Raw genomic sequence first — 23,737 nt, 5'->3', positions numbered from 1 at the left:
CCGGCCTACGTCGTAATCCCGGTCTGGGCCAAGAGGTCAACATGACAGCAATCATTCGCGCGCACGATCTTGCGAAGAGCTATGCGAACGGAAAGATCATTTTCTCCAATATCGGCCTCAACATAGCATCGCGCGAACGGGTTGCCCTGATTGGCTCGAACGGCGCTGGAAAATCCACCCTGCTCAAATGCCTCATCGGTCTTTTACCGTCGAGTGATGGCGAGGTCGTCACCCTCGGCGAAAGCTTCCGCTCGGCGCCGTCCGTCGCCCAACTGCGACGCATACGCAGGCAGATCGGATTTGTCTTCCAGCACCACGGATTGGTCAGCCGCCAATCCGTTCTTACAAACGTCTTGCAGGGCAAGCTCGGGCTGCCCGGCGGCTGGCGCGGCTGGCACCATTCCATCGCGAAGCAACACTGGCGCGAGGAAGCAATGCAGGCACTCGCCGACGTGCGGCTTCTCGGCAAGGCAGGCGCCCGCGCCGACGCGCTTTCCGGAGGGCAGGCGCAGCGGGTGGCGATCGCCCGTGCGTTGATCCGGCGTCCGAAGCTTTTGATAGCAGACGAACCGGCGGCAAGTCTCGATCCGGCAGCTGGGCATGATGTGATGCGAGTCTTCTCCGAACTCACCCAAGAACAAGCGATAACCTTGGTCTACACCACGCACGACATGGAGCATGCTCTCGACTATTCCGATCGTTTGATAGCGCTCAAGGCGGGCAAGGTCTTCTTCGACCGGCCGACGGCGCAGGTGACCCGCGCTGATCTGAAAGATGTCTTCGATGCATGACCGCCTTTCGCCGAGCCGGGTTCCGTCGGTCTCGCCCCTCACTTTCAGCTTTGCCGTCGCTTTGGCCGCTCTCGTGATCGTTTCCGCCGGGCAGGTCGCACCTTCGCCTGAACAACTGGCAGGTGGAGTGCCCCGCATGGCTCATCTCGTCGGCCGCATGATACCCCCAAATATCGAGCCAGGTTTCCTCCTGCGGGTTTTCTGGCGCATGGTCGAAACCTTCCAAATAGCGCTCGTTGGAACAGCAATAGGTGTCGTTCTCAGCTTGCCGTTTGCCTGGCTCTCGGCCAAGGACATAACTCCGCTCGGCCCGTTCCGGCATATCTCCAGGATGCTGGTTTCGTTATTTAGGACCGTGCCAGATTTGGTCTGGGCGCTTCTTTTCGTGTCCGCCGTTGGTCTCGGGGCGGTTGCTGGAACCATGACCATCGTCATCGATACGATCGGTTTTTGCGGGCGGTTTTTCGCCGAGGCGATGGAGGATGCCGACGAAAGACCTCAGGAAGCGCTGTTTGCAATCGGCGCCGGGCGGTTCTCTGTTCTGTGCGGGGCAGTCCTGCCCGACGCCATGCCGTCCCTGATAAACACCACGCTCTTTGCGCTTGAGAAGGCAGTGCGCTCGTCCGTTGTTCTCGGTCTCGTTGGAGCCGGTGGCATCGGCCAGGAGCTCAAGGTTGCTTTCGATCTTTTCCAATACAAGAATGCCTCGACCATCATTCTCGTAATCTTCGTCATCGTGGTGTTGATGGAGTTCGTGACGGATCGCTTGCGCTCGAAGATCCAGTAGCTGCAGGCCAGCCATGTGCGCGCAAATCGACACGATAAGGTCCCGCATCAGTCATCATCATGTGACATCGTCCGTCCTTGTCTTTTCGTTCAACATTCCTTATGTGTCGTTGAACACATGGAGAGCTGTGATGACCGCCCGCACCTCAACGGCAGCCGAAAACGACAAGCGGATCGCCCACACCCGTAACCGCCTGGTGCTCGAACAGGCCAGGGCCGTTGGTCTTCTTGGGACGGCGAAGGACACACGCCTGTCGGGCAGGGTGCCGTCGGAATTGATCGAGGCCGCAAAAAGGCGCGCCCATGTGACTTCCGATACCGAACTCCTGGAGCTCGCTTTGTCGCGTCTGGCCCTGGAGGATGATTTCGGCACCCGGCTTGTGCGTCGCAAGGGCAGCATCCCTGCGGATATCGATCTTGGCATTTGATCTCAGGAGCGCGCTGCGCTCCCTGAAACCGCAAAAGCTGGTGGCGCGGCTGGAACGGCGCCCCGATTCAGACCTGTCGTGGGCTGGGGACGAGCCGCCGGTCGGCGGCATCCTGCTTCTCGACACGAGCGTTTATCTCGATGTGCTGCAGGGGCGCACGCCCGAAGCGGTTGACGATCTCCTGACCTATCGGCTCTGCCACCACTCCGCCGTTTGCCTCGCCGAACTCACGCATGTGTTCGGCCGTCTTAACCCAGCCCATAAGACGACCAAGACGGTTCTGAAAGTGGTCAATGAGACCATCGAAGATATTCCCGCACATCGGCTTCATGCTCCTGACGCGACCGCTTGGGGAAGCGCCGGCGTGGTCGCCGGACTGTTGTTCCGGCTCGGCCATCTGCCAAAAGGGGAGGGGCACGAGCGTCGCTTTCTCAACGATGCGCTGATCCATCATCAGGCCGGCCTGCTTGGCGCGACTGTACTGACAGGCAATATCCGCGATTTCGATTATCTCAACCAGCTTGTCCCGTCAGTCCGCGTGATCTTCTACCGAACAGTCGCAGGACCACTGTCGCAGATCTGACTTCGCGGCGGCCACGTGGCGTGAAGTCTGCAGGCCTGAAAGAGGTTGAACACCGCGTACGCATGCGACGCACACCGGTGGCTTTCCAGGGCGAACTGACGGTGTTTTTCAAACGCCCGATTGCAATGCGGTATCTGCCAGCACGAACGCGCCATTCGTGATCCCCCTGGATCCTGACGGCCCTTCTGCACGCCACTGCCATCGATCTCATGCCTGCCGGCGACAATGCAATAGTCATCGGTCTTGGCGCCGCCGGCCGGCGGCCTTTGAACATGACAAACTCCCAGAAGTCATGAGGACGATTGGCGATCGCTATCCTACGGCACGAAGATAAGAAATAGATAGGCGACGAACACGACGAGATGAACGAGCCCCGTCAGCATCGTTGTTCTGCCCGTCCCAAAGCTTACGACGCTGATGGCAAGCGCGAGGATGAGAAGTACGGTATCCCCCGGACCCAGGCCAAGCATCAGGCTTCGTCCTGTGAGTAGGCTTGCCGCACCGATTGCCGGGATTGTCAGGCCGATCGTAGCGCAAGCTGAGCCGAGGGCGACATTCAGTCCTCGCTGAAGCTCGTTATTGAGTGCGGCCCGAACCGCTGATAGCGCCTCCGGCATAAGCACCAGCGCTGCGACGAAGAAACCCACGATTGCGTCCGCCTGGGTAACGTGAAGAGCCGCGAGCCCGTCTTCGATGCTGCCGGCCACCTGCTCGGTCAGAAGAACGATCCCTGCCAGCCCGACAAATAACAGGAGCACGTTGGCGGTCACTTTTCCACCCTCGGGTACATGCTCCTCATGTTGGGCGCCGGATGTCAGATCCTCGATAAAATCGCCCCGTTGGCGCACCATCTGTGCAAAGACGAACGAACCATAGAGGAGAACTGAAAGGACACTCACGAATGCGAGTTGTGACGCGGAGAACGCACCGGGGCTTGTGGCAAGCGTGTAGTTTGGAAGGATCAGCACAAGAACCGTCAGCGCCATGATGACGGCAAGGGAAGCGTTGGTGCCCTGTCGTTTGATGTCCTGGTATCGATGCTTCAGCCCACCCAGGGTGAGGCAGACCCCGACGACACCAGTGCACACGATCATGACCGTCGAAAATACGGACTCCCGGGCCAGCGTCGGGTTGTTCTCGCCGTGCAGCATCATCGAAACGATGACCGATGCCTCGATCGCCGTGACCGAAAATGTCAGCAGCAGCGTGCCGTAGGGTTCACCGAGCCGCCGTGCGACGGCTTCTGCATGATGCAAAACCACAAACACGGTCGCGAAGATGAAGATTGCGACCACGATCAAAGCCAGGACCTTAATCGAAAGCAGCGAATGCTCGATCGGCGCACCGCCGAAATGAATTAGTGCGGCAAGGCCCAAGGAGCCGATTGGGAACAGATATTGGCCGATCTGCCGTCGATGAACAGCCAAGCCGGATTTCCTTCATCGCATCGGCGGTCGCAGATCACAAACCGATCGAACTCCATATATCAGTCTACTTGCGAGTACCGGTTCGTTCAATGGCCGCGGGACGCCAATCGCATGCTTCCTGGGAGCCCGCGGAGATGCGAAGCTGGGCCTTCGATGCGCGGTGAGCCCAAACCGGTAGCATACCGCCGGCTGAGCTTGAGGGTGGTATCGCATAGACCGGATCACATTTAGGCCTTGAGTTTTCGCGTTTGCGGCAATAGCTAGGTGCTACCAGGCCGGGCCCCTCTGGCAGTCCATCGGGACTGTGATGTCGGACTGGAATTCCAATCCGGGTGGCCTGGCTTTGAGATTTCTCCAGCTGTAGCGGCATTTCTCCTGTCATACGCGGTATCCGCGTTGCTCTACGGTATGCTCGCAAGCCGCGTCACCCCTAGCTGAACGCAAGGGTGCCGTATGACAGAATTTTTTAGTCCTGAAGCAATGACCGCTCTCCTGCAGGTCATCATGATCGACCTGGTGCTGGCCGGCGACAACGCCATCATTATCGGCCTTGCCGCGGCCGGGTTACCCAAAGAGCAGCGCAGAAATGCGATCGTTATTGGCATAGCCGCGGCGGCGGTTCTACGCATCGGCTTTGCGGCCGCGACAACTCAGCTCCTGCAGATCGTCGGCTTGCTGTTGGCCGGAGGCGTGTTGCTGTTGTGGGTATGCTGGAAGATGTGGCGCGAACTCCGACAAGACCATTCGCAGGAAATGCAGGCGATCGAAGCGCTTTCGGAAAGTGACGTCGACTACGATGGCACCGTAGCTGGCAAAGCTTCACGCAAGACCCTGGCGCAGGCTACCTGGCAGATCATCATCGCCGATGTCTCCATGTCGCTCGACAATGTTCTGGCGGTAGCGGGTGCTGCGCGCGAACATCCGAACGTATTGATCTTCGGCCTTGTCCTTTCGGTCGCGCTGATGGGCATTGCCGCAAACTTCATTGCCAATCTGCTTCAGAAGCATCGCTGGATTGCCTATGTCGGTCTGGTGGTGATCCTCTACGTAGCTGGCGACATGATCTATCGCGGTACGCTTGAACTCCTGCCTCACCTCGGCAGCTCTTAGACGCAAACGATAGATCGGCCGGAACGACATCGTTCCGGCTGACGTCTCCCAAGGTCGTTCTCCTACGATTTTAGAGAGCGCTGGCGCGATCCGGCCGCGGCTTGCCCCCACGCAAACGGCCAAATCGGAAAGCATCTGAAACGGCTGAGCGGACCATAAGCATCTCGCCTATGGTCTCGTGCGTCATCAGCCCGACCAGCCGATCGGAATTGTCGACGACGGCAACAGCAGGCACATCTGCCTTCTGCATGAGGCGCAGGCATTCCTCCAGACTTTTGCGATAATGTATTTTCGGGATGTCATTCCGCATTGCGCCCGCGGCCTGTGCAGCGGGTCCCTTCTCTTTCAACGTCCGGATCATGTCGTCGCGTGTCACCAACCCTTCAAGATGACCGGCGGAGTCAACGACAGGAAATTCGTGCTGCGTGGTGGCGAGCAGCATCTCGATTGCGTCGTCGAGCGTCGCCGACCGTTCCAGCTGGGCGAACTTGGTGATCATCACGTCCCCGACAAGGACGCTTGTGGCGAGCTCTCGGATCTGTGCGTTCTGCGCTTCTGCTGCCGCGGCGAGATAGACGAAGATACCGATGAAGATCAGCAGCGGATTGTAGAACAGTCCGATGAATCCAAAGACGAAGGCTAATCCTTGGCCGATCGTGGCGGCAATCTGAGTTGCGCGCGACCAGGAAAGGCGGGCGGCGAGGGCGGCGCGCAGGATGCGGCCGCCGTCCATCGGGAAGGCAGGGATCATGTTGAAAAGGACCAAGAAGATGTTGACCCCTGCAAGTCTGGCCAAAAAATTGGTACGCGGGTCCTCGATCTCGGCCATCTGTTCGACACCCGTCGACCCACCGAGCAAGGCAAAAATCAGCGCCGCGATCGCGACATTGACCAGCGGCCCCGCGATCGCGATCACGAACTCCTGTCCCGGCTCTTCCGGCATGCGTTCCAGTCTGGCCACGCCGCCGATCGGGAAAAGCGTAATGTCCGGCGTGCTAATGCCGTAGCGCCGTGCGGCGGCGATATGGCCGAACTCATGCAGGACCACACAGGCAAAGACAGCAATTATGAAGGCAACGCCTTCCCAAGCCGCTGGCGTGCCGCCGATGCGATAGTGGGTTAGCCAAATCCAGACGAGCAGAAGCAGGAAAGTGAAATGAACGCGCACGGTCGTGCCTGCGATCGTCCCGAGGTTCAGCGACCAACCCACATCTATCCACTCCGAGAGGCACCGCCTTCACCATAGGCTTTGGCAAGGCGCTTGCAATCATTCGAGAACATCAGACGCCGGCACCGACGTGTCGCGGCGTCGGTCAGTGAGTGGTTTGCGAGTGCTCGCCGCCCGGCTTCGAGATGCCGCTTAAAGCTTCTCCCGCTTCTGCCGCTTCGCCATTCGTCGCGAGATCGCCAAGCGAGATGATCCCGACGAGCCTCTTGTCGCGGTTCAGAACCGGAAGCCGACGTACCTGCAGGTCGCCCATGTTCTCAAGCACATGCTCGACGTCTTCGTCATCGAAGCAATATTTGACGTCGGGGCTCATGACATCGCCCACCTTGGCGTCAGGCCCCTTACCCAATGCTACGCCGCGGATCGCGATATCACGATCGGTGATCATTCCGACTAACCGGTCGTGGTCGCCCACGGGCATCACGCCGGCGTCGAGCCTGCCCATGATCTGCGCTACTTCGCGAATGGACTGTTCGGGGGTCGCGACCTGGACATTCCTCGTCATGCAGTTGCCGACTTTCATGGCAATCTCCCTTCTACTTGCGAAGCCCGCCGCAGATTCGGTGTTGATGACTCATGCAACGAACTCTTCGGCGATAACGTTCCCTGGACCCCCGTGGTCGCAGGAGGTTTTTCATCCGTCGCGGCAAAGGCATGGAGGCAGCCATCGCTGCGCCTCCGTTTGATGGTGGCGGGCGCGCGCCAGTGCATTTGTCGAAACGCAAAGCCCGGCCAAACTGGAACCCGACGGGCGATGCGGCGTTTGGTGGGGACGGCGCAGTTAACGGAGAAGTCGAATGCAGCCCTCAGCCGCAAATTCCGCCCGCCATCCCAGCGCGCTTACGATTAGCCCGTTCAATGGAACCGTGACGGTCAGGTTCTCCGACGCGATTATTGCCTCCACCGAACGGGCAAAGGTAGTTTACGAAGAAGGGCACGATCCTGTCTTCTATATCCCTTTCGAGGATATCTATTTCGAGCTTCTGGAGAAGACGAACACCACGACGCGCTGCCCGTTGAAGGGCACGGCGAGCTACTGGCGGGTGCAGGCGGTCGGCGGAGCGGCTGACGATTTCATGTGGGCCTATGAGACGCCCGATACCCCGGCACTGGCCATCGCCCGCCATGGCGCCTTCGATCCTGACAAGGCGCGGATAGATGCCGATCCTGCCGAGGATAAGCTGCATACGCCCCACACTCCCGAGTAGAGGGCGCTTCCACATCGGCCATCACGCCATGGGCGGCGATCTTTACCGTCAGTCGGCGAATTCTTCGTCGAGTATACGCAGGCCATCTTCATATTTCGATGTCGAGGTGCCAACCTGCCGTGCCTGCCGCAGGTTGTCAGCGAGATCTGCGCGCTTGACCGGCAGCGCCAATGGATTGGCTGCTGCTCTGCGCACGAAAGCGAGGTCGTCCTCGTCCGGCCTGCGGGTCATAGCATCCACTGCGGACACGATGGACGTCCCAAAACCAGCCGCCTCAAGCCGATCGCGGTTCCAATCGTCGCTTTTCTCAAGAACGTCGTGAAGGTAGGCAACGACCTTTTGGTCGAGCGTTTCGACGGCGTCGACGACCCGGCGACAATGTTCGATGTAGGGCCGACCGGTTTTGTCTGTCTGCCCGGCATGAGCTTGTTCGGCGATTTTTGCCGCGCGGTACAGGAAGCTCACTACCTCGATCCCTGTTGGCCCGTGTGAAGACGTATCCGACCTTGCTTCGATGCACCATCTGCCTCGAGCGCGTGGCACCGAAGCTCGTGTCACCGAACGCGCGACGATTGCCGGAAGTTCCCGAGCGCGGGCAAGGCCCGACAGACTTTTACCGGAAGCATCTTCAGCTTCGCGCGCCTGGAGACGGCCTTTTGGGGTCGCCTATTCTCGGGAAAACCAGGAGTTGCTGACCGCGCCAGATGCGCGGTGTTCGAGGCGGCTAGTCGCCGGACTGTCCATCGACAATCTCGGAGTTGGGCAGAATTCCAAAATCCTGTGACTTGGCACCTTGTGCTGCCGTCAGAAACCCGTCTGCATGAAGACCGCGCCGTAACAATTCTCTCACCGCCGCCGACCGGCTTGGCATGCGCCTTTCGAAGCGCCAGTTTTCCAATGCGGCCAATTCGTCAGCAGTTAGCATGATCTGCAGTCGTTCGGGTCTTTCCAGGTCGGCCATTTTTTCCTCCAGCCGCTCAAAGTTAGTATTTGTCTAAGAATTAGGAAAAGTCTCTTCGACCGTCAAGATCGGTTCATAGGCTATTGGCGTGAAAGGCTGACAGTTACTGCGAACCGTGGTTTGCGCAGTTCGCGTTGTATACTAACTTATTGATTTTACACAGTAATTTCGTGGATTTCTCTTGCCATTCGGGTCGATATGGCACATGCTTATAGCGAGGGACAAACCGCTCCTGAAAGAGAGGGTTTTCCATGAGATACCGTTATTCGGCCCGTCTGTGTCATGATGTTGAACTGCAAGTTCGGGCGGTCGCCCGATGCGAGAGGATAGTCAATGTCACCGCGGTGGCCGAGGCGGTGCGACGACGAAACCTCGCAGAAAACGTTGCGCTTGAAGACATCGAATGCCTGGTGCTGCAAGCGGCCCAGTTCTGCGGGGCGGCCATGGAATTCGATAGCCTCACAGTTCTTGAATCACGTAGCGTCCATCGGCACTCAGTGAATGACGATGCTCTGCTTGGCAGCGGCGGCTTCGATGTTCTGGAGGACAGGACTGTTTCGCTCTATCATCGGCAGCCGGACCGAACGCAATAGGTCCGCCCGAGCATCAGCACAGTCGGTCGGAGGGGGAAGGGCTCAGCTTCACGGGCGTTTCAAACGGCCGCGTCATCCGCCACTGACGTCTGGACGAAGGGCAGCGGCGCCTCGAGCATCCAGGTAACGCCTTGCTCGTGGAATTCCAGCCGTCCGCTGCCGCTGAGTGCCTGCGGCGCCACCCGCTCGAGGACGACGGATCCGAAACCGCGCCTTCTGACCGCGTCCAAGATCGGCCCGTCCAATTCGCGCCAGGCCAGTCGAAAGATACCGGCACCGTCGCCGGCAGGGATCACATTCCAATCGATTTCGACGCGTCCGTCGCTGCAGGACAGCGCTCCATGTTTTGCCGAATTGGTGGCGAGTTCGTGAAAGGCTATGCCGAGATACTGCACGGCGTTCGGCTGCAGCATCACCTTTGGCCCCGCCATCGACACGCGCGACTGCACTGCGAAGGCCTTGAGCTGTGCCTGGATGAGCTCGTCGACCGTCGCGCCTCGCCACTCGGCATTGACCAGGAGATCATGGGATTCCGAGAGTGCCGTGATACGCTCCCGAACCTGCCCGAGGAAAGCCTCGGGCGTGCTCGTCAGTTTGCTGGTCTCGCGGATCATCGAGATGATTACCGAGAATTGGTTCTTCACCCGATGGTTGACCTCGCGCATGAGCAGACGGATACGCCGTTCGTTCTCCTTGTGGGGACTGATGTCGCGCGCGATCTTGGAGGCGCCGACCACCCGCCCTATGGCGTCGCGGATCGGCGAAACGGTGAGCGAGACCGAGACGAGCGTTCCGTCCTTGCGCAGGCGCATCGTCTCATAGGAGGGGACGCGTTCGCCGGCGCGAATGCGGCTGATGATCGAGACTTCCTCGTCGAGGCGGTCGGGTGGAATGAGCATCGTCACCGGTCGGCCGATCGCCTCGGCAGGCGTGTAGCCGAACAAGCGTTCTGCCGCTTCGTTCCAACTGGTGATGATGCCGCTCATGTCCTTCGAGACGATGGCGTCCATCGACGACTCGACGATGGCCGCAAGACGCATGCGGGCTTCATCACCCAGCGTCTCCGTGCGCAGGTCGAGCAGCGTGTTGATGGCACCAACGACGTTGCCCGCTTCGTCGCGAAGCAGGCGTGGGTGAGCTCTGAACGGAACGAGTTCACCGTCCGGCCGCTCCGCAATCGCCTGGTCCCAGGAGACGTCCCGCCTTTCGCGCAGCGCCACGGCCATCGGACACTCGCCATGCGCCATATCCCGACCGTCCAGATAACGAAGCTTCCACGAGCCGCACCATAGATCCCGTCCGATAACCGGACGATGGCCCCAGAGCTCAGCTGCGGCTTCGTTGTAAAAGGTGATACGTCCCTGTTCGTCGACGGTGTAGACGGCGACGGGCAGCGCCTGCATCAAATCGGCAGAGGGAGGGCCCGGAACTCCGAGGCCGACAGCGGCTTGTTCAACGAAGTTCACGTATGTGCCATTCCAATCCAGTGGATTTCAGCAGCGGCTACAATGCACTCGGGTAATTTCGGTTCCCTTTTGCGACTATCACGTCTCCCGTTTTGGCGCCAGCCGTAGTGAATATTCCTAGGCCAAAAGGAACACGCGCCCAAATTGTCACTCTGATCGTGCGGACTCTATATGCGTCCGAGAAGGACCAGAATAATGACGATGAGCAGCACGAGACCGAGTCCGCCGCCGCCATAATAACCAGTGCCATAGAATGGCCCACCACCCAGACCGCTGAATCCGCCAAGCAAGGCAAGGATCAAGATGATGATGAGTATGGTTCCGAGACTCATGATGGTCCTCCTTGCGCTGCCGCGCCATTTAAAGGGCGTGTCCAATGCGCATGTTGATGATGGTATGAACTCCCAGAAGGGCTTCCTGTTCCACCGGAAGTAGTATCGTTAGGCTTCGTTCAGCCGGAGAACGGTAGGTCACGAGAAAGCTTGCCGGTTGAGGAGCCAGGGGCGGCAGGCTTTTTTAAAGCCGGACCGCTCGAGGGACGCGCGATTACAGCGTGACGCGGTCCGAAGTTGCGACGGTCGGTCAAGAAGCAACAGTTGCGGAATTTGGACCCGCAAGGGAACTCATGCCGACGTAATCCGTTCACGAGTAACTGTGCGCAATAACCGGGAGGACGGTAAAGTGAGCGCAACAGGCCCCGACGTCTTCGACAAGACGCTTCATACAACCAACATCTGGCTCAATGACCTGATGGAGGAGCTAGGCCCGGATAGGCAGCTCTCCTGGAATGTGTTGTCGACAGTCCTTCAGATGTTGCGGGACCGGCTGCCATTGGGGCTAGCGGCGCATCTAGGCGCCGAACTGCCGGTTCTGGTGCGTGGCGCCTATTATGATCGGTTCGAGCCGGCAAGGCAGCCGAGCGATTGGGACTGGGACGAGTTTGTCATCGAAGTCACCGATCGCCTGTCCGATGCACGGCTTCTAGATACCGGCGATGCGGTGCGTTCCGTCCTTGCCACGCTGTCGCGGCATATCTCGCGTGGCCAGGTCGCGAAGGTCCAAGCCACTTTACCGGAAAAACTGCGCACCATGTGGCGCTCGGCCGAAGAACGGGTCATTCCACCGAACCAAAGCGCTGCCCGGCCAACCGCGCCGCCATTGCCTTGATGGGTTGAGACGATGCGACCCGCCGCGCATCGTGTTGCAGCAGACGGCCCCGATGTTCGCGCCTTGCATTTCAGCAAAAATGCCAGCCGCACGCCTCAATGAGGATGTGAAGATAAGAACCATTCACTTCCCTTTGTGGGCCGGTCGGGTTCCGCCACCTTTCTTTTCGGGATCATGAGTATGATGGCTGTCGCGTTCGCCTCCGCCACCCGAGATCTTGCTTTGGCTGCGCTGATCGGAATCGGCTGGCGGCTTTTCTATCACCAACGGCTCCTTGGCGTTTTCGTGCGATGCGCCAGGACCGCCATGGCGGATGCTGGCAGGGGTCTTTTTCGACGTGGACATGTATCACCTAACGGTCCTGCTGGTGGCCCTGGTGGGTCGTGTTGACCTTCACATTGCCTTGCTGGCCCTGTTTGTCGGGATTCGGGGCGGAATGGCCGTGCGGCGTCTGATCGACAGGAACCGACTTCTTATCGCCGGGACCCTTCGGACTCTGGTTTTCTGCCGGAACAGGTGGTGGCTTTGTGCTCATGACACTCCTCCTTCCAGTAGCCAAACAAGCAGGCCCCAAGAAGGTTCCTGATACGAACCCATGCCGGGAGGCAAATTCCTCACATTGCCAAATACGGCCTTGTCGGCGCGCTGCAGCGCAATAATCTTCTGTGAGGGCGTGGGCGCTTCGACCTATCGAAAGGAGCCGACCATGAAACACCAAACACTCGACCAACTGCAGACAATTGCAAAAGTTGAGCCCTCGGCGGCATACCCGACCATGACTCGGACGCAGCGGATCGAGCGTTGGGCAGAACTTCTCGAACAAAATCCACGGCGCTGCCTCGGAGCGCTTTCAGGCACCGAATATCTCAGTCCTGAAGCTCGTGCCGTAGCGCGTGGCGCGGGGTCGCCGATCACCGTTGCCTACGAGGATCCGGTGCTGCGCGCCATAGGTCTGAAAGATGATACCTACGGTGAGGCTAAGCGCTTCTTCGAATTAGGTGACCGGCAGTTGCACAACATCGTCTGTCACTGCCACGTTGGCGCTACGATGCAAGCGCGCTGGGCTGCCGCCAGGGTCCGCCGGACAATTACCGGCAACAGAATTCTGGCTTGGCTGAGGGCAAGGTTTGTGCATTGAGCTTCGCAGAACGGTGACGAGACAAGGTCTTGATCGTTCTCGCGGGTGCTTGCCCATCAAATGCCGGTGACCTCGCCGGCAACGCAGTCGATAGGGGCCGACGCCCTGCTTCCAGAGCGGTCGGGTGAACACCTCCTGCTCGCCCGGTCGCGCTACTTGTCGGCGAGTATATAACGATCATAAAGAGAGGCGGAGCGGACCATGTAGAGGGGCGATCGGAAGAAGCCCGTTTCAGGTAACGGGCCGCGCCCATACCTTGGCGTCACATGTTGTCGTTCTCGGAGAAACAGGAGGAACAATAGCCGGTTGTGGTGGTTGGGACCGCTGGAGTGAAGCCGGGGTACGTGCGCCCGAAGCCTCCATTTCGACCGACCCAGCGTGGAGAAAAGTGATGGCGTTCACTTTGACAAGTCCCGCCTTTCGGAGCGGCCAGCCCATTCCGGACCGTCATGCCCGGCGCGGCGATAATCTCTCCCCGTTTCTGGAATGGAGCGATCCGCCGCCGGGCACGCGCAGCTACGTGCTCGTCATGGAAGATGCGGATGCACCGTCACAGGCGTCCCGGCGTTGGGCGGTCTATGACATCGGCGGTGAGCGGCGTCATTTAGCCGAGGGACGGAGCTCCAAAGCGCGAACCGAGGATTTGCCTCACGGCTTCAACGATTTCGGCAATCTTCACTATGACGGACCCGACCAGCACCCCGGCGACAAACCTCACACCTATCGCTTCAGGCTGGCGGCCCTTGGCATTGCCAACCTTCCTATCGGCCCGGAACCCGATGCCCTGATAGTATGGCAGGCTGCCCGTGAAAACATGCTGGGTGAGGCGGAATTAATAGGCACTTACGAATAAATCAGGTGCCAAGCAGGTTCGTTCTTCCGCGCGTGGTCGCTGAATGCAGTTCGCATTCGTTGAGGACCTCAGCGGCGGTTTCGAAAATTTCGCGAAATTTCGAGCATTACGGACTCACGCGGCCACCTGAAGCACGATCTTTCCGCGCGTATGCTCCCTCTCCAGCCGCTCTTCAGCCTTGGCGACCTCCTCCAGAGGATAACTTGCCTGCACGAACGGCGTTATATTGCCGCCATCGATGAGGCCGCTGATCCTCGCAAGCTGCGCCGCATTCGGCTCAGCCATGTAGGAGATCCCACGCGCCTGATGCAGGCGTGCCTGTTCCGCCGAGGGCTCCGAAAGGGTGGAAACAACCGTTCCGCCGGGCTTCAGGACATTCCAGGAGCGGTCCTGTGTGTCGCCCGCCACCAGATCAAAAACCATGTCGATGTCCCCGACCTCGTCCTCGAAGCGCTGGTTCTTGTAATCGACTGCCTGGTCGGCCCCAAGCTCACGGACGAAATCGAAATCCTCGGCAGCAACAGTCGTCGCGACAAATGCCCCCGCAGCCTTGGCAAACTGGATCGCCAGATGACCGACGCCGCCGGCGCCGCCATGGATAAGAACCCGCTGCCCGGATTTGAGGTCACCATGGTCGAAAAGGCCTTGCCACGCAGTAATGCCGGCAAGCGGCACGGCGGCGGCTTGCACGTGGCTAAGACGTTCCGGTTTTGCTGCCGCCTCCGTCGCCTTGACCACGACGTATTCGGCATTGCCGCCCCGGCCATGGCCAAGCATGGCAAACATCGGATCACCCTTCTTCAACGTATGAGCCCGCGTGCCACACAGTTCCACCACGCCCGACACATCGCGGCCGAGCGTAACGTGCAGATCCCCGCCCACCGAACCCTCACGGGTCTTGTAGTCGACTGGATTGACGCTTGCTGCGCAGATCTTAAGCGTGACCTCGTCGTCGCGGGGTTGAGGCACGGGAACCTCGTCCAGCGAAAGGACCTCTGGCCCGCCAAAAGTATGAATTCGAACTGCTTTCATGGTCGCCACGGGTATCCTCCTCGTTTCGAGGTCCAGTGCAGGACATTCTTCTTTCGATCCAATCCACTTCGCGGGCTGGAAGTTCCAAGGAATCGACGGGCGGGTCGCGCCATTCGACGATTGTTCTCTCGGGATCCATGAGAAATCTTGCGCCGGGATATCCTGTGACGCCCGCAAAATCTCACCAGGGAACCTTTCCCGGGGGACATGGTTGGAGGGTGTGGCCGAAAGAATCCGGCCGCCCGCCGTGCCAGGGAGGTTCGCGATGAGGCTTCGCGAGTTGATGAACCAGGTGAAGGATCTGCCACCGGAAACACTGGTCTGTGCCGCCGAGACCGACGAGGCCTTCGCAGTCAATATTGCGGGCGTCGAAACGGTAGAAAGTGCCCGAGTTGAAAGCCACAAACCAGACGGCACCGAAGCTGTCGAACTCGCCAACGGCAACGAGAAGGTTGTCGTAATCCGCTGGTGAAGGGCTCTCTCGTGCTGGAACGCTGATCACTGTATGCCGAAGGAGTCGCAGACCATGTTTGCGGTGTTGAACAAGAGACTTTGCGCCGGCCTCATTGCCGCAATTCTGATATGCCCGGCCGCCGGCTTTGCTCCGGTCGCAGCCCAGGAAATCCCAAACGACTTCACAGCGATCGTGCGCCAGAAAATACCGGCCGTGGTCGCGATAACGACACGGCAGATTATCCAGGACCAGGCGACGTTGAACGACTTTCTCAGTCCTTTCGATAGCCGCGGCCTAGGGCCGGCTCAACCGCGGGTGCGAGAGGCCCTCGGCTCTGGCTTTGTGATCAGCCCTGAGGGGTACGTCGTCACCAACAACCATGTCGTCGCCGATGCAAACGAAATCCATGTCGTATTCTCCGACAAGCAGACTTCGCCTGCGCGGCTCGTCGGCCGGGATCCGGCAACTGACATTGCGGTGCTGAAGATCGAGCCGCGACCCAATATGGCAACGACTACTTGGGGTGACTCCGATGCTATGCAGCCTGGCGCATGGACGATCGCGATCGGCAGCCCATTCGGCCTCGGTGGAACCGTTACCGTGGGCGTGCTTTCAGCTCGTTCGCGTGACATTCAGGCCGGCCCCTATGACGACTTTCTCCAAACGGACGCCTCCATCAATCAGGGTAATTCCGGCGGTCCCCTGTTCAATGCACGCGGCGAAGTGATCGGGGTCAATACAGCCATCGTCTCGCCTTCGGGCGGCAGCATAGGCATTGGTTTCGCCGTGCCATCGCGGACCGCGCAGAGCGTCGTCGACCAGTTGATCCGCACTGGCAGGATCGAGCGCGGCTTCATCGGAGTACGTCTCCAGGAGGTTACGCCCTCGATCGCCGAGGCGCTTGGAATAGCGGGCAGCAAGGGAGCGCTCGTGGCCTCGGTCGAGCCCGACAGTCCGGCAGCGAAGGCAGGCATAGAGGCAGGCGACGTGATTACGCGCTTTAATGGCAAGGACATTCAGAGCGTCCATGACCTGACGCTCGCGGCTGCGAGCCAAAAGCCGGGGACAAAGACGACGCTGACCAGAAACCGCGGTGGCTCCCAGGAAGAAGTAGCCCTGGTAATTGGCCAGCGCAAAGACGAGGAAGTACAGACCGGCGCCGTTCCGGGGCCGGAAGCGGCGGACCAACGCCTGGGACTGTCGCTCAGTCCGATCCCTGGCGAAGCGCGCCAGCAGCTCGGATTGCAGCCTGGCACCACCGGGGTGTTTGTTCAAGAAGTGGCGCCCAACAGCGTCGCCGACCAAAACGGCCTCCGCGCGGGGGATGTGATCGTTTCAGCCAACAACCGCGATGTGACACAGCCGTCAGATATACAAGAGGAGTGGGCGAAATCCCGTCAGCAGAACAAGCCGATCCTGTTCCGCCTCGAAAGACAGGGTCAATCGCTTTTCGTTGCCGTAGCCAAGGCCAAATCTTGATGAGTCAAATCTGACGGCAGCGCATTGAGCGGTAGGCTTGGCGGATAGATCTTCGGGAAAGACGGCGTTTAGGCCTGGGGACGGGAACAACAGCCGACCAAGGTCGTTTTGCCCCCATGAGTCATTCAAACAGCTGACAGAAAAAGGAGGCTTCGATGAACGCCACCGGACTCGATATATTCGACAAGACGCTGCAGACGACGAACATCTGGCTCGACGAGATCATAACCGAGATGGGACCGGATCGGCAAGTTGCATGGCATGTCCTCGGAGCAGTGCTCCATGCCCTGCGGGACCGTATGCAGCCGGATCTTGCTGCCCACCTGGGCTCGCAGCTGCCGATCCTGGTACGCGGCGTCTACTACGACCAGTATCAGCCTTCCAAGACGCCCGAGAAATTGCGGTCGCTCGACGAGTTTTTGGCCAAGATCAAGGCGGAACTGGAATTCACCCGACCGGTCGATTCTAAGGATGCATTCAGGGTCGTATCCAAGGTGCTTGCCCACCATGTGGAAGAAGGACAGATGCTCAAGGTTTGGGAATCCCTGCCAGGAGAAATCAGGCGCGTCGCGGAAGCTCAGCAAGCGGCGTGAATGGCGGCCGGACTTCGCCAGTCCCGACCGACCGCAACGCTTCTTTGGGAAAATCGAAAAATGCCACTCACCCTTATCAGCCCCGCGTTCCCGCCGGGCGGGGAAATCCCTGAGAGATTTACCCGTGACGGCCAGAACGTCTCGCCGCCGCTGAAGTGGTCAGGTGTCCCGGATGGTACGAAAAGCCTTGTTCTTGTCGTGCAGGATCCTGACGCGCCGAGCGGAACCTTCGGGCACTGGGCGGTTTTCAATATCCCGCCCGATGCCAGCGAACTCGCCGACGCGCAAGATGGCAAGCCGGGCCCGTCAGCACTGAGGCAAGGCACCAACGATTTCGGCAATGCCTATTACGATGGTCCGCAGCCGCCGGTGGGGCACGGCATCCATCACTATCATTTCCGGCTTGCCGCGCTCGACGTGCCCAGTCTCAGTGTGCCGGGGCAGGCAGGCGTGCAGCTTGTCTGGAACGAAGCTCGCAAGCATGCGCTGGAGCAGACTGAGCTGGTCGGAACCTACGCGCGGTAACGCCGGGCCGTTTCGGCGCCGCCTTTTTTACAGCGCGGCCGGGGCAAGCGGTTTTCTAGCCGGGCCGTGGATTACTGAACCGTCGGTGGCGAAAATCGACCCATGGCAAGGACAATCCCATGTGTTGTCCGCGTTGTTCCAGGTCACTGTGCAACCCTTGTGGGTGCATGTCGCCGAAACGGCGTGGAGTACACCTTCAGTGTCTCTCCACGCCGCGATCTTTTCGTTGTCCCTGACGATCACACCACCCATGCCGGGCGCTATGTCGTCGGGGCTTGAGACAATAGATTGGCTGCGGCCATTCTTGTGAAAGTCCTCGGGATAAGACCGTGCCGGATCGTAGAGCTCTTGCCATGGGCTCGGCCGAGCGCAGATCAAATCCGCAATCATCGCGCCAGCGGCGGTTCCATTGGTGATGCCCCAGGCGTTGAATCCCGTGGCAATGTGAAAACCGGGGGCCTTGTCCGGATCGGGCTCGCCAGCATAAGGAACTCTATCGGCCGTATCATAGTCCTCATTACACCAGCGCCACGCAGCCTCCCCAACTGGAAGGTGCATTCTTGCCCATTGTTCCAAGTCGACAAACCGTTTCGCCACGTCGCCATCCTGGCCCGTGTCGAACTTGGGGCCGAGCGTGACCAGCAGCGGGCCTTCGGCATCGCGGCCCGAGCGGATGGAATGGGTCGGATCGTCGATGCCGATGAACATGCCGTCGACAGCAAGAGGGTCATCGATCCGAAACGCCATGGCAGTGTGGCAGCGCGGCTGGGTTCGGTTCGCCATACCGATGGGACTCTTCACTGTCATGTTGGTGGCGACGACCACATACTCGGCGTGAACGGTGCCGCTGTCGGTGACGACGCGCCAGCGGCTTGCCTCGCCAATAGAGATCGCACGACTGTTTTCGAAAATCCGTCCGCCACGAGCCGTCACCGCCTGAGCCAGACCAACCAGATACATCGCCGGATTGAACTGCGCCTGGTCGGCAAAATGCAAAGCGGCGGCCGTTTCGAAAGGCAGCGGCGCACGCTCGAGACTATCGGCGCTCAGCCCGACTTGGCGCGCGGCCTCTGCTTCGGCGACGATTTCCGCGCGTCGGCTTGCATCGCAGGTGTAGGCATAGGCGTCCTTGGTCTCGAGATCGCAGGGGATGGCATAGTTGCGAACCCATTCCCGGATTTGGACGGCGCCGGCGGAATTCGCATCGGCGTAAGCTTGCGCCAGGTCCCGGCCGAACGTATCGATGAGATGACGATAGATCAGCGCGTGCTGCGTCGTGATCTTGGCCGTCGAGCGACCGGTCACCTGGCCGCCTGTTCGCAGGCCTTCGATGACGATCACCGACCGACCTGCCTCGCAAAGGCGAAGCGCCGTCGTCAGCCCGACAATCCCAGCGCCCACGACAACGGTTTCCGCATGGATCGAGCCCTCGATCGGAGGATAATTCGTAGCGGTGGCGGCAGCCACCCAACAGCTTCCCGGTTTTCCCGAAAGATGGGCCATTTCACCCGCGTTCCTTGCGTTTTCGATGCACTTGTCATCGACAACCCCACCGGCACGAGAACGTTCCCGGAAACTACCGTCTTCAATCGTTGTTTGGCCGTCCGGAGGAAACAAACGCACCGGGAAGAAGCGAGGTGCAGGCCATCACCCAGGTGATCGCCTCGCGATCGCATTCGGTTGGGGCTAACGGAATGTACCCGCATCAAGCATTCTGGCGATAGACCAATTCGCACCTTGCTCCTCTGCGAAATTCTCGAAGGATAAATGAGCGACTGGCGGATCGATTCGGAGCTTGTCTATGCGCGGACTGCAAGCAGCCTTGGCTGCGGTGATCTTGAGCACCTCAGTCAGTTCTGGACACGCCGACGACAATTCTCCCTTTATCTATTTTGCGACGCAGGACCCTTTCACGGACGGTGTGCCGACGAAGAATGATATCTACATCTTTGGTGGCGTCTTTGCGCGCGGGTCCTTCGGGGATGCGATCGACGTCTTTGGTGCCGACTACACCGACAACTATATAGTCGGGGCCGTATACGGTCGCGATCTCGCCGATATAGGCGCTGGTTTCGTTCTCGGGGGCGTCACCGGCGCGGCCATAAGATTTGGCGAGGACGATGATACGTCTGGCGAACTTCGGGCCGGAGCGCGACTTCGCCATCAGGGCCTCGTCATTGGTGATTTGGCGATTGCGCCCGCAGTGACAGCTGGATTCAGTGCTGTTACAGGCCCTACCGAGATTGAGCGCGACCGCGAAATCCGCGACGGCGGCGATGCATCGTTCCTCGGCTTCATTGGTGCAGAGCTTTCTTTCAGAGTTAGGCAAGCTCCCAATGTCGAATTTGTCTACCAACTCCACCATCGATCCGGTGCCGATGGTACATTTGGAGATATGAAAGAGGGTTCTAATGCAAACACTCTTGGGATCCGGTATCGTTTCTGACGCCTAGTGCTGCAGACCTGCAGCGCCGGTTCACAATCATGCGAGATCCTTAAGAGTGTCCAGGCGTCCTTCAGCGCGGAACTTGCCGGACACAGCTGGGCGCGATCAATCACCGCGACGGCGGCGTTCATTTCGAGAACCCGAACGGTCATTTTCTCGAGATCATTGCCCCTCAATACGGCAGCAGCGGATGGAACCCGTAACCGGGCGGGGGACGTTCTCAACGCTGATGAGCTGGTGCAGCTGATGCGCTGAATTCCGGAACAAGGGCGCGATTTTGCCGTTACGCCTGAAACCGGAAGCGATCCACATGTCCCAGTTGCCGAATGAAGAGATCGAGGGGCGGCTGAATGCCCAGCGAGAGACTTTGTCGCTTATCGTCGCGCTGCTTGCCGGCCTCGATGCGTCTTCCGAGCGAATATGGGCCGAATTGGAGGCCCGCTTTCAATTCCAGAATAATCAGGAAGACCCCGGCGTACTGCCAAGCAGTGCGTTCGCCATTGAGAGTGCGATGATGCGGGAGTTCAAGCTGATCGTCGACGAAGCGCGGGTACGCAAGGCGGAATGGAACGACACGGGCAGGCCACCCGTAAGAGGCGCCGGCTGAAATCGCGAGCCCGGCGAGTGCGGTGCTGCGCCAGGTCCGCTTCGCCGCGGAGTGACCAATTGTAGCAATTTTACATCCGGCCTCGAAACATTTCCGGCATGCCCGTGTTTAACCACTAAGTGACCGGCCCGAGACGGTCTCTTCTCTGTGAGGCAATGATGAGCGCAGCTGGATTCCGCATTTTCGACAAGACATTGCAGATCGCCAACATTTGGCTGGATGGAACGGCCAACCGTGATCGGGGCCGGCAGGTTACCCGGTTGAAGTCCAGACGGCGTGGCGAGCAGGCCTGAGCTGTGGCGAGTACCCCGTCCGACGGTTCTTATCACCGGCAGCAGCGGCTTCCTGGGGCAGGCGATTGCGCGAGGCTTGCTTACCCGCTACCGCGTCATCGGTCTCGATGTTGTAAAACCGAAGCATCCTCCCGCAGGCATGGAGACGATCGAGATCGATCTCACCTCCGATGAGAGCGTGAATAGAGTGGTGGAGGCGGTGCGGGAGCGCAGCGGCGGCCGCATTGCCTCGGTCATCCATCTTGCTGCCTATTATGATACGACCGGCAAGGACAATCCGAAATATGACGCCGTCACCGTGCAGGGCACGCGCCGGCTCCTGAAGGCGCTGACAGCGATCAAGACCGAGCAGTTCGTGTTTTCCAGCACGCTTCTCGTCCATGCGCCAAGTCCGGGGAGGGGCACGAAAATCAATGAAGACTCGCCGCTCGACCCGGCCTGGGCCTATCCGAAATCGAAAGCCGAAACCGAAGCGTTGATCTCGAGGGAGCACGGGGAAATCAAAACGGTGATCCTGCGGTTCGCCGGCGTCTATGACGAAGACTGCCGGGCGGCGTTTATTGCCCAGCAGATCGCTCGCATCTTCGAGCGTTTGCCGACCGCCTATCTGTTCGCCGGCGATATCACCGCCGGCCAGCCCTATTTGCACAAGGACGATCTCGTCGATGCGGTGGCGCGCACCGTCGACCGGCGCGCCGAGCTTCCACCCGAGACGGTGTTTCTGATCGGCGAGGCGGACACACCGTCATACGAGGAGATGCAGAAGCGCATCGGCCGGCTCATCCACGGCGAGGACTGGCGTACCTTGGCGCTGCCGAAAGATCTGACGAAGCTGGGCGCCTGGCTGCAGACGGAGGTGCTCGACCAGGACACCGACATCAAGCCGTGGATGATCGAGAACTCGGACGATCATTACGAGATCGATATTTCGCGGGCCGACGCTCTGCTGGGCTGGAAGCCAAGACATAGGCTGCTGGACACGTTGCCGGAGATGATCCGCCGGCTGAAACAGGACCCCACGGATTGGTACGCGGCCAACAAGCTCAATCCGCCCGTTGTCGCGGCTTCGGATCCCGAGATCGAGCAGGCCGAAAGGCGCCTCAAGGGGCCGCTCGAACGAAGCAAGGAAGACGTCGAAGCCGCCATAAAACGGCATCGGTTCAGAACGCTTTGGGCGCCGATGACCAATGCTGCGCTCGGACTGTGGCTGGTCACGTCGCCGATGACGGTTGGCCTGTTCGATCCCGTCGCAGCCGCAATACCTCCGGCTCTGGGGCATTCTACTGCGGAGCCCGAATTCCGCAATGCCGGTCTCGGTATCAGCGAAATCGTTTCCGGCTTGCTCGTCGCGGTCTTTGCGTTGCTGGGCATGCTCGAACGCTGGCGCTGGGTGCAGTGGATCACGGCATCGCTCGGTCTGTGGGTGATGCTTGCGCCGTTGCTGTTCTGGACGACCAGCGCCGCCGCCTATGCCATGGACACGCTCGCGGGCATGCTGATCGTCGCCTTTGCAGTGATGATCCCACCGACACCCGGCATCAGCCGCCGCGCGCTGGCGGCCGACGACGACCGCCCGCTGGGCTGGACCTATTCGCCCTCCACCTTCACGCAGCGGATACCCATCGTGGCGCTGGCCTTCGTCGGCCTATTCGTTTCGCGCTATCTCGCCGCATACCAGATGGGCCACATAGATGGGCTGTGGGATCCGTTCTTCGGGCCTGGCGGCGCACCAGTGCGCAACGGCAGCGAGGCGGTGGTGACGTCATGGGTCTCGAAAGGTTTCCCGATCGCCGATGCCGGGCTCGGCGCCTTTGCCTATAGCCTCGATATACTCGCCGGCGCGATCGGCGACCGCCGACGCTGGCGCACCATGCCGTGGATGGTGATCCTCTTCGGCTTGCTGATTGTTCCGCTCGGCGTGGTCAGCGTCTCCTTCATCATCATTCAGCCACCGCTGATTGGCGCGCTGTGCACGCTCTGCATCCTCCAGGCCGTCGTGACGGTGGTGCTAATTCCCTACTCCGTCGATGAAGTGCTGGCGACCGTCCAGTATCTCTGGGGTGCTACGAGAGCGGGCGAGCCGTTCTGGCGTACCTTCTGGATGGGCGGACCGGCGCTGTCGGAGAACCAGACACCTGCTACCGACCTCGATCGTCCAGCTTCCGAGCTGCTGAAGGAATTTGTCACCGGCGGCGTGAACTTCCCGTGGACGTTGATAACGAGTACGCTGCTCGGCGCGTTGCTGATGACGACGCCGTTGATCTTTGGCACCGAGCCACCGCTCTACTTCAGCGATCACGTCGTCGGCTGTCTCATCGTCATGGTCGCAATGACAGCCATGGCCGAAATTGTCCGGCCGGTGCGCTTCCTCAATGTAGTGCTTGGTGCATGGATCGCGGTGTCACCCTTCGTATTTGCCGGTGGTGGAATCGCGGCCGTCGTGGCGGACGTTGCGATCGGTCTGGCACTGATCGCGCTCAGCCTGCCGCGCGGCACGCGCAGCGATCAACATTATGGCGGTTGGGATCGGGCCATTATCTGAGCAACTCGACACCTGGCGATCTTGCCC

Annotated in this window: 28 protein-coding genes; 17 read left to right on the top strand and 11 right to left on the bottom strand. The window is 59.9% G+C overall.

Features of this window, described 5'->3' with window-relative positions; genetic code table 11:
• Nucleotides 1–41 precede the first annotated feature (41 nt).
• From NKH73_RS06950 to NKH73_RS06935, 4 genes are all read left to right on the top strand, one after another.
• Nucleotides 42–791 carry a phosphonate ABC transporter ATP-binding protein gene (locus NKH73_RS06950; protein WP_352929450.1) on the top strand — a complete coding sequence of 250 codons (750 nt, stop codon included), beginning with the start codon at nt 42–44 and terminating at the stop codon, nt 789–791.
• Nucleotides 775–1,578 carry a phosphonate ABC transporter, permease protein PhnE gene (phnE, locus tag NKH73_RS06945; RefSeq protein WP_352929447.1) on the top strand — a complete coding sequence of 268 codons (804 nt, stop codon included), beginning with the start codon at nt 775–777 and terminating at the stop codon, nt 1,576–1,578. The genes NKH73_RS06950 and phnE overlap by 17 nt, the downstream gene beginning before the upstream one ends.
• Nucleotides 1,579–1,708: 130 nt before the next feature.
• Nucleotides 1,709–2,005, top strand: coding sequence for a hypothetical protein (locus tag NKH73_RS06940; protein ID WP_352929444.1), 297 nt, complete (start codon nt 1,709–1,711; stop codon nt 2,003–2,005).
• Nucleotides 1,995–2,588: a type II toxin-antitoxin system VapC family toxin gene (locus NKH73_RS06935; RefSeq protein ID WP_352929441.1), complete on the top strand. Its 594-nt coding sequence runs from the start codon at nt 1,995–1,997 to the stop codon at nt 2,586–2,588. The genes NKH73_RS06940 and NKH73_RS06935 overlap by 11 nt, the downstream gene beginning before the upstream one ends.
• 317 nt (nt 2,589–2,905) lie before the next feature.
• Here NKH73_RS06935 and NKH73_RS06930 read toward each other — a convergent pair whose 3' ends face one another.
• The gene (locus NKH73_RS06930) at nt 2,906–4,015 is read right to left on the bottom strand and encodes a calcium:cation antiporter (RefSeq protein ID WP_352929439.1); all 1,110 of its coding nucleotides are present in this window, start codon (nt 4,013–4,015) and stop codon (nt 2,906–2,908) included.
• Nucleotides 4,016–4,468: 453 nt separating this feature from the next.
• Here NKH73_RS06930 and NKH73_RS06925 point away from each other — a divergent pair, with 453 nt between their 5' ends.
• Complete coding sequence (locus NKH73_RS06925; RefSeq protein WP_352929436.1) at nt 4,469–5,125, top strand: TerC family protein; 657 nt, start codon at nt 4,469–4,471, stop codon at nt 5,123–5,125.
• Nucleotides 5,126–5,195: 70 nt separating this feature from the next.
• Here the strand turns inward: NKH73_RS06925 and NKH73_RS06920 are convergent, their stop codons facing one another.
• Both NKH73_RS06920 and NKH73_RS06915 read right to left on the bottom strand, forming a co-directional pair.
• Nucleotides 5,196–6,335: a site-2 protease family protein gene (locus tag NKH73_RS06920; protein ID WP_352929433.1), complete on the bottom strand. Its 1,140-nt coding sequence runs from the start codon at nt 6,333–6,335 to the stop codon at nt 5,196–5,198.
• 103 nt (nt 6,336–6,438) lie between these two features.
• On the bottom strand, nt 6,439–6,876 hold the full coding sequence (locus NKH73_RS06915) for a CBS domain-containing protein (RefSeq protein ID WP_352929430.1): 438 nt from the start codon (nt 6,874–6,876) through the stop codon (nt 6,439–6,441).
• A 274-nt stretch (nt 6,877–7,150) separates the two neighbouring features.
• On the opposite strand from NKH73_RS06915, the gene NKH73_RS06910 reads away from it, so the two are divergent.
• Nucleotides 7,151–7,561, top strand: coding sequence for a DUF427 domain-containing protein (locus NKH73_RS06910; RefSeq protein WP_352929427.1), 411 nt, complete (start codon nt 7,151–7,153; stop codon nt 7,559–7,561).
• Between the two features lie 48 nt (nt 7,562–7,609).
• Here NKH73_RS06910 and NKH73_RS06905 read toward each other — a convergent pair whose 3' ends face one another.
• Nucleotides 7,610–8,026 carry an HD domain-containing protein gene (locus NKH73_RS06905; protein ID WP_352929424.1) on the bottom strand — a complete coding sequence of 139 codons (417 nt, stop codon included), beginning with the start codon at nt 8,024–8,026 and terminating at the stop codon, nt 7,610–7,612.
• Nucleotides 8,027–8,285: 259 nt separating this feature from the next.
• Entirely contained in the window at nt 8,286–8,522 is a 237-nt protein-coding gene (locus NKH73_RS06900; protein ID WP_352929421.1) for a hypothetical protein, read from the bottom strand.
• Between the two features lie 251 nt (nt 8,523–8,773).
• Between NKH73_RS06900 and NKH73_RS06895 the strand changes: the two genes are divergently transcribed.
• Nucleotides 8,774–9,115, top strand: a complete 342-nt coding sequence (locus NKH73_RS06895; protein ID WP_352929418.1) for a hypothetical protein — start codon at nt 8,774–8,776, stop codon at nt 9,113–9,115.
• A 59-nt stretch (nt 9,116–9,174) separates the two neighbouring features.
• Here NKH73_RS06895 and NKH73_RS06890 read toward each other — a convergent pair whose 3' ends face one another.
• Both NKH73_RS06890 and NKH73_RS06885 read right to left on the bottom strand, forming a co-directional pair.
• On the bottom strand, nt 9,175–10,581 hold the full coding sequence (locus tag NKH73_RS06890) for a PAS domain-containing HWE histidine kinase family protein (protein WP_352929415.1): 1,407 nt from the start codon (nt 10,579–10,581) through the stop codon (nt 9,175–9,177).
• Nucleotides 10,582–10,748: 167 nt separating this feature from the next.
• Nucleotides 10,749–10,913, bottom strand: coding sequence for a DUF3309 family protein (locus NKH73_RS06885; RefSeq protein WP_095486346.1), 165 nt, complete (start codon nt 10,911–10,913; stop codon nt 10,749–10,751).
• A gap of 349 nt (nt 10,914–11,262) precedes the next feature.
• Here NKH73_RS06885 and NKH73_RS06880 point away from each other — a divergent pair, with 349 nt between their 5' ends.
• Nucleotides 11,263–11,748 carry a DUF2267 domain-containing protein gene (locus NKH73_RS06880; RefSeq protein WP_352929413.1) on the top strand — a complete coding sequence of 162 codons (486 nt, stop codon included), beginning with the start codon at nt 11,263–11,265 and terminating at the stop codon, nt 11,746–11,748.
• A 123-nt stretch (nt 11,749–11,871) separates the two neighbouring features.
• Here the strand turns inward: NKH73_RS06880 and NKH73_RS06875 are convergent, their stop codons facing one another.
• Nucleotides 11,872–12,093: a hypothetical protein gene (locus NKH73_RS06875; RefSeq protein ID WP_352929410.1), complete on the bottom strand. Its 222-nt coding sequence runs from the start codon at nt 12,091–12,093 to the stop codon at nt 11,872–11,874.
• Nucleotides 12,094–12,100: 7 nt separating this feature from the next.
• Nucleotides 12,101–12,283 carry a hypothetical protein gene (locus tag NKH73_RS06870; RefSeq protein WP_352929408.1) on the bottom strand — a complete coding sequence of 61 codons (183 nt, stop codon included), beginning with the start codon at nt 12,281–12,283 and terminating at the stop codon, nt 12,101–12,103.
• A gap of 171 nt (nt 12,284–12,454) precedes the next feature.
• Between NKH73_RS06870 and NKH73_RS06865 the strand changes: the two genes are divergently transcribed.
• Both NKH73_RS06865 and NKH73_RS06860 read left to right on the top strand, forming a co-directional pair.
• Nucleotides 12,455–12,886 carry a hypothetical protein gene (locus NKH73_RS06865; protein WP_352929405.1) on the top strand — a complete coding sequence of 144 codons (432 nt, stop codon included), beginning with the start codon at nt 12,455–12,457 and terminating at the stop codon, nt 12,884–12,886.
• A 391-nt stretch (nt 12,887–13,277) separates the two neighbouring features.
• Nucleotides 13,278–13,739 carry a YbhB/YbcL family Raf kinase inhibitor-like protein gene (locus tag NKH73_RS06860; RefSeq protein ID WP_352929402.1) on the top strand — a complete coding sequence of 154 codons (462 nt, stop codon included), beginning with the start codon at nt 13,278–13,280 and terminating at the stop codon, nt 13,737–13,739.
• A 114-nt stretch (nt 13,740–13,853) separates the two neighbouring features.
• On the opposite strand, the gene NKH73_RS06855 is transcribed toward NKH73_RS06860, so the two are convergent.
• Nucleotides 13,854–14,771 (bottom strand): NADP-dependent oxidoreductase, encoded by a 918-nt coding sequence (locus NKH73_RS06855; protein ID WP_352929846.1) that lies wholly within the window; start codon nt 14,769–14,771, stop codon nt 13,854–13,856.
• 265 nt (nt 14,772–15,036) lie between these two features.
• Here NKH73_RS06855 and NKH73_RS06850 point away from each other — a divergent pair, with 265 nt between their 5' ends.
• From NKH73_RS06850 to NKH73_RS06835, 4 genes are all read left to right on the top strand, one after another.
• Complete coding sequence (locus tag NKH73_RS06850) at nt 15,037–15,243, top strand: sugar phosphorylase (protein WP_352929400.1); 207 nt, start codon at nt 15,037–15,039, stop codon at nt 15,241–15,243.
• A 33-nt stretch (nt 15,244–15,276) separates the two neighbouring features.
• A complete protein-coding gene (locus NKH73_RS06845) occupies nt 15,277–16,704 on the top strand; it encodes a Do family serine endopeptidase (RefSeq protein ID WP_352929398.1) in 1,428 nt (475 codons plus the stop codon).
• A 155-nt stretch (nt 16,705–16,859) separates the two neighbouring features.
• Nucleotides 16,860–17,297, top strand: coding sequence for a DUF2267 domain-containing protein (locus tag NKH73_RS06840; protein WP_352929396.1), 438 nt, complete (start codon nt 16,860–16,862; stop codon nt 17,295–17,297).
• Nucleotides 17,298–17,357: 60 nt separating this feature from the next.
• Nucleotides 17,358–17,822 (top strand): YbhB/YbcL family Raf kinase inhibitor-like protein, encoded by a 465-nt coding sequence (locus NKH73_RS06835; RefSeq protein ID WP_352929394.1) that lies wholly within the window; start codon nt 17,358–17,360, stop codon nt 17,820–17,822.
• 27 nt (nt 17,823–17,849) lie between these two features.
• On the opposite strand, the gene NKH73_RS06830 is transcribed toward NKH73_RS06835, so the two are convergent.
• Entirely contained in the window at nt 17,850–19,325 is a 1,476-nt protein-coding gene (locus NKH73_RS06830; protein WP_352929391.1) for an FAD-dependent oxidoreductase, read from the bottom strand.
• Nucleotides 19,326–19,623: 298 nt separating this feature from the next.
• Here NKH73_RS06830 and NKH73_RS06825 point away from each other — a divergent pair, with 298 nt between their 5' ends.
• The 3 genes from NKH73_RS06825 to NKH73_RS06815 all read left to right on the top strand — a co-directional run bounded on the left by NKH73_RS06825 (nt 19,624) and on the right by NKH73_RS06815 (nt 23,710).
• On the top strand, nt 19,624–20,268 hold the full coding sequence (locus tag NKH73_RS06825) for a hypothetical protein (RefSeq protein WP_352929389.1): 645 nt from the start codon (nt 19,624–19,626) through the stop codon (nt 20,266–20,268).
• A gap of 310 nt (nt 20,269–20,578) precedes the next feature.
• On the top strand, nt 20,579–20,875 hold the full coding sequence (locus tag NKH73_RS06820; protein ID WP_352929387.1) for a hypothetical protein: 297 nt from the start codon (nt 20,579–20,581) through the stop codon (nt 20,873–20,875).
• 294 nt (nt 20,876–21,169) lie between these two features.
• On the top strand, nt 21,170–23,710 hold the full coding sequence (locus tag NKH73_RS06815) for an NAD-dependent epimerase/dehydratase family protein (protein WP_352929843.1): 2,541 nt from the start codon (nt 21,170–21,172) through the stop codon (nt 23,708–23,710).
• Nucleotides 23,711–23,737: the final 27 nt, after the last annotated feature.

Source organism: Mesorhizobium sp. M0938, from assembly GCF_040319125.1.
Lineage (GTDB): Bacteria > Pseudomonadota > Alphaproteobacteria > Rhizobiales > Rhizobiaceae > Mesorhizobium > Mesorhizobium robiniae.
This window is presented reverse-complemented; position numbering and strand designations above follow the sequence as displayed.

Bases quoted from the DNA above. Each gene is read 5' to 3' on its own strand.
- NKH73_RS06940 (WP_352929444.1), top strand. From the start codon at position 1,709: ATGACCGCCCGCACCTCAACGGCAGCCGAAAACGACAAGCGGATCGCC.
- NKH73_RS06900 (WP_352929421.1), bottom strand. From the start codon at position 8,522: ATGGCCGACCTGGAAAGACCCGAACGACTGCAGATCATGCTAACTGCT.
- NKH73_RS06840 (WP_352929396.1), top strand. From the start codon at position 16,860: ATGAACGCCACCGGACTCGATATATTCGACAAGACGCTGCAGACGACG.
- NKH73_RS06895 (WP_352929418.1), top strand. From the start codon at position 8,774: ATGAGATACCGTTATTCGGCCCGTCTGTGTCATGATGTTGAACTGCAA.
- NKH73_RS06835 (WP_352929394.1), top strand. From the start codon at position 17,358: ATGCCACTCACCCTTATCAGCCCCGCGTTCCCGCCGGGCGGGGAAATC.
- NKH73_RS06860 (WP_352929402.1), top strand. From the start codon at position 13,278: ATGGCGTTCACTTTGACAAGTCCCGCCTTTCGGAGCGGCCAGCCCATT.
- NKH73_RS06910 (WP_352929427.1), top strand. From the start codon at position 7,151: ATGCAGCCCTCAGCCGCAAATTCCGCCCGCCATCCCAGCGCGCTTACG.
- phnE (WP_352929447.1), top strand. From the start codon at position 775: ATGTCTTCGATGCATGACCGCCTTTCGCCGAGCCGGGTTCCGTCGGTC.
- NKH73_RS06830 (WP_352929391.1), bottom strand. From the start codon at position 19,325: ATGGCCCATCTTTCGGGAAAACCGGGAAGCTGTTGGGTGGCTGCCGCC.
- NKH73_RS06845 (WP_352929398.1), top strand. From the start codon at position 15,277: ATGCCGAAGGAGTCGCAGACCATGTTTGCGGTGTTGAACAAGAGACTT.
- NKH73_RS06855 (WP_352929846.1), bottom strand. From the start codon at position 14,771: ATGAAAGCAGTTCGAATTCATACTTTTGGCGGGCCAGAGGTCCTTTCG.
- NKH73_RS06850 (WP_352929400.1), top strand. From the start codon at position 15,037: ATGAGGCTTCGCGAGTTGATGAACCAGGTGAAGGATCTGCCACCGGAA.
- NKH73_RS06885 (WP_095486346.1), bottom strand. From the start codon at position 10,913: ATGAGTCTCGGAACCATACTCATCATCATCTTGATCCTTGCCTTGCTT.
- NKH73_RS06820 (WP_352929387.1), top strand. From the start codon at position 20,579: ATGTCCCAGTTGCCGAATGAAGAGATCGAGGGGCGGCTGAATGCCCAG.
- NKH73_RS06925 (WP_352929436.1), top strand. From the start codon at position 4,469: ATGACAGAATTTTTTAGTCCTGAAGCAATGACCGCTCTCCTGCAGGTC.
- NKH73_RS06950 (WP_352929450.1), top strand. From the start codon at position 42: ATGACAGCAATCATTCGCGCGCACGATCTTGCGAAGAGCTATGCGAAC.
- NKH73_RS06865 (WP_352929405.1), top strand. From the start codon at position 12,455: ATGAAACACCAAACACTCGACCAACTGCAGACAATTGCAAAAGTTGAG.
- NKH73_RS06870 (WP_352929408.1), bottom strand. From the start codon at position 12,283: ATGAGCACAAAGCCACCACCTGTTCCGGCAGAAAACCAGAGTCCGAAG.
- NKH73_RS06825 (WP_352929389.1), top strand. From the start codon at position 19,624: ATGCGCGGACTGCAAGCAGCCTTGGCTGCGGTGATCTTGAGCACCTCA.
- NKH73_RS06875 (WP_352929410.1), bottom strand. From the start codon at position 12,093: ATGTCCACGTCGAAAAAGACCCCTGCCAGCATCCGCCATGGCGGTCCT.
- NKH73_RS06915 (WP_352929430.1), bottom strand. From the start codon at position 6,876: ATGAAAGTCGGCAACTGCATGACGAGGAATGTCCAGGTCGCGACCCCC.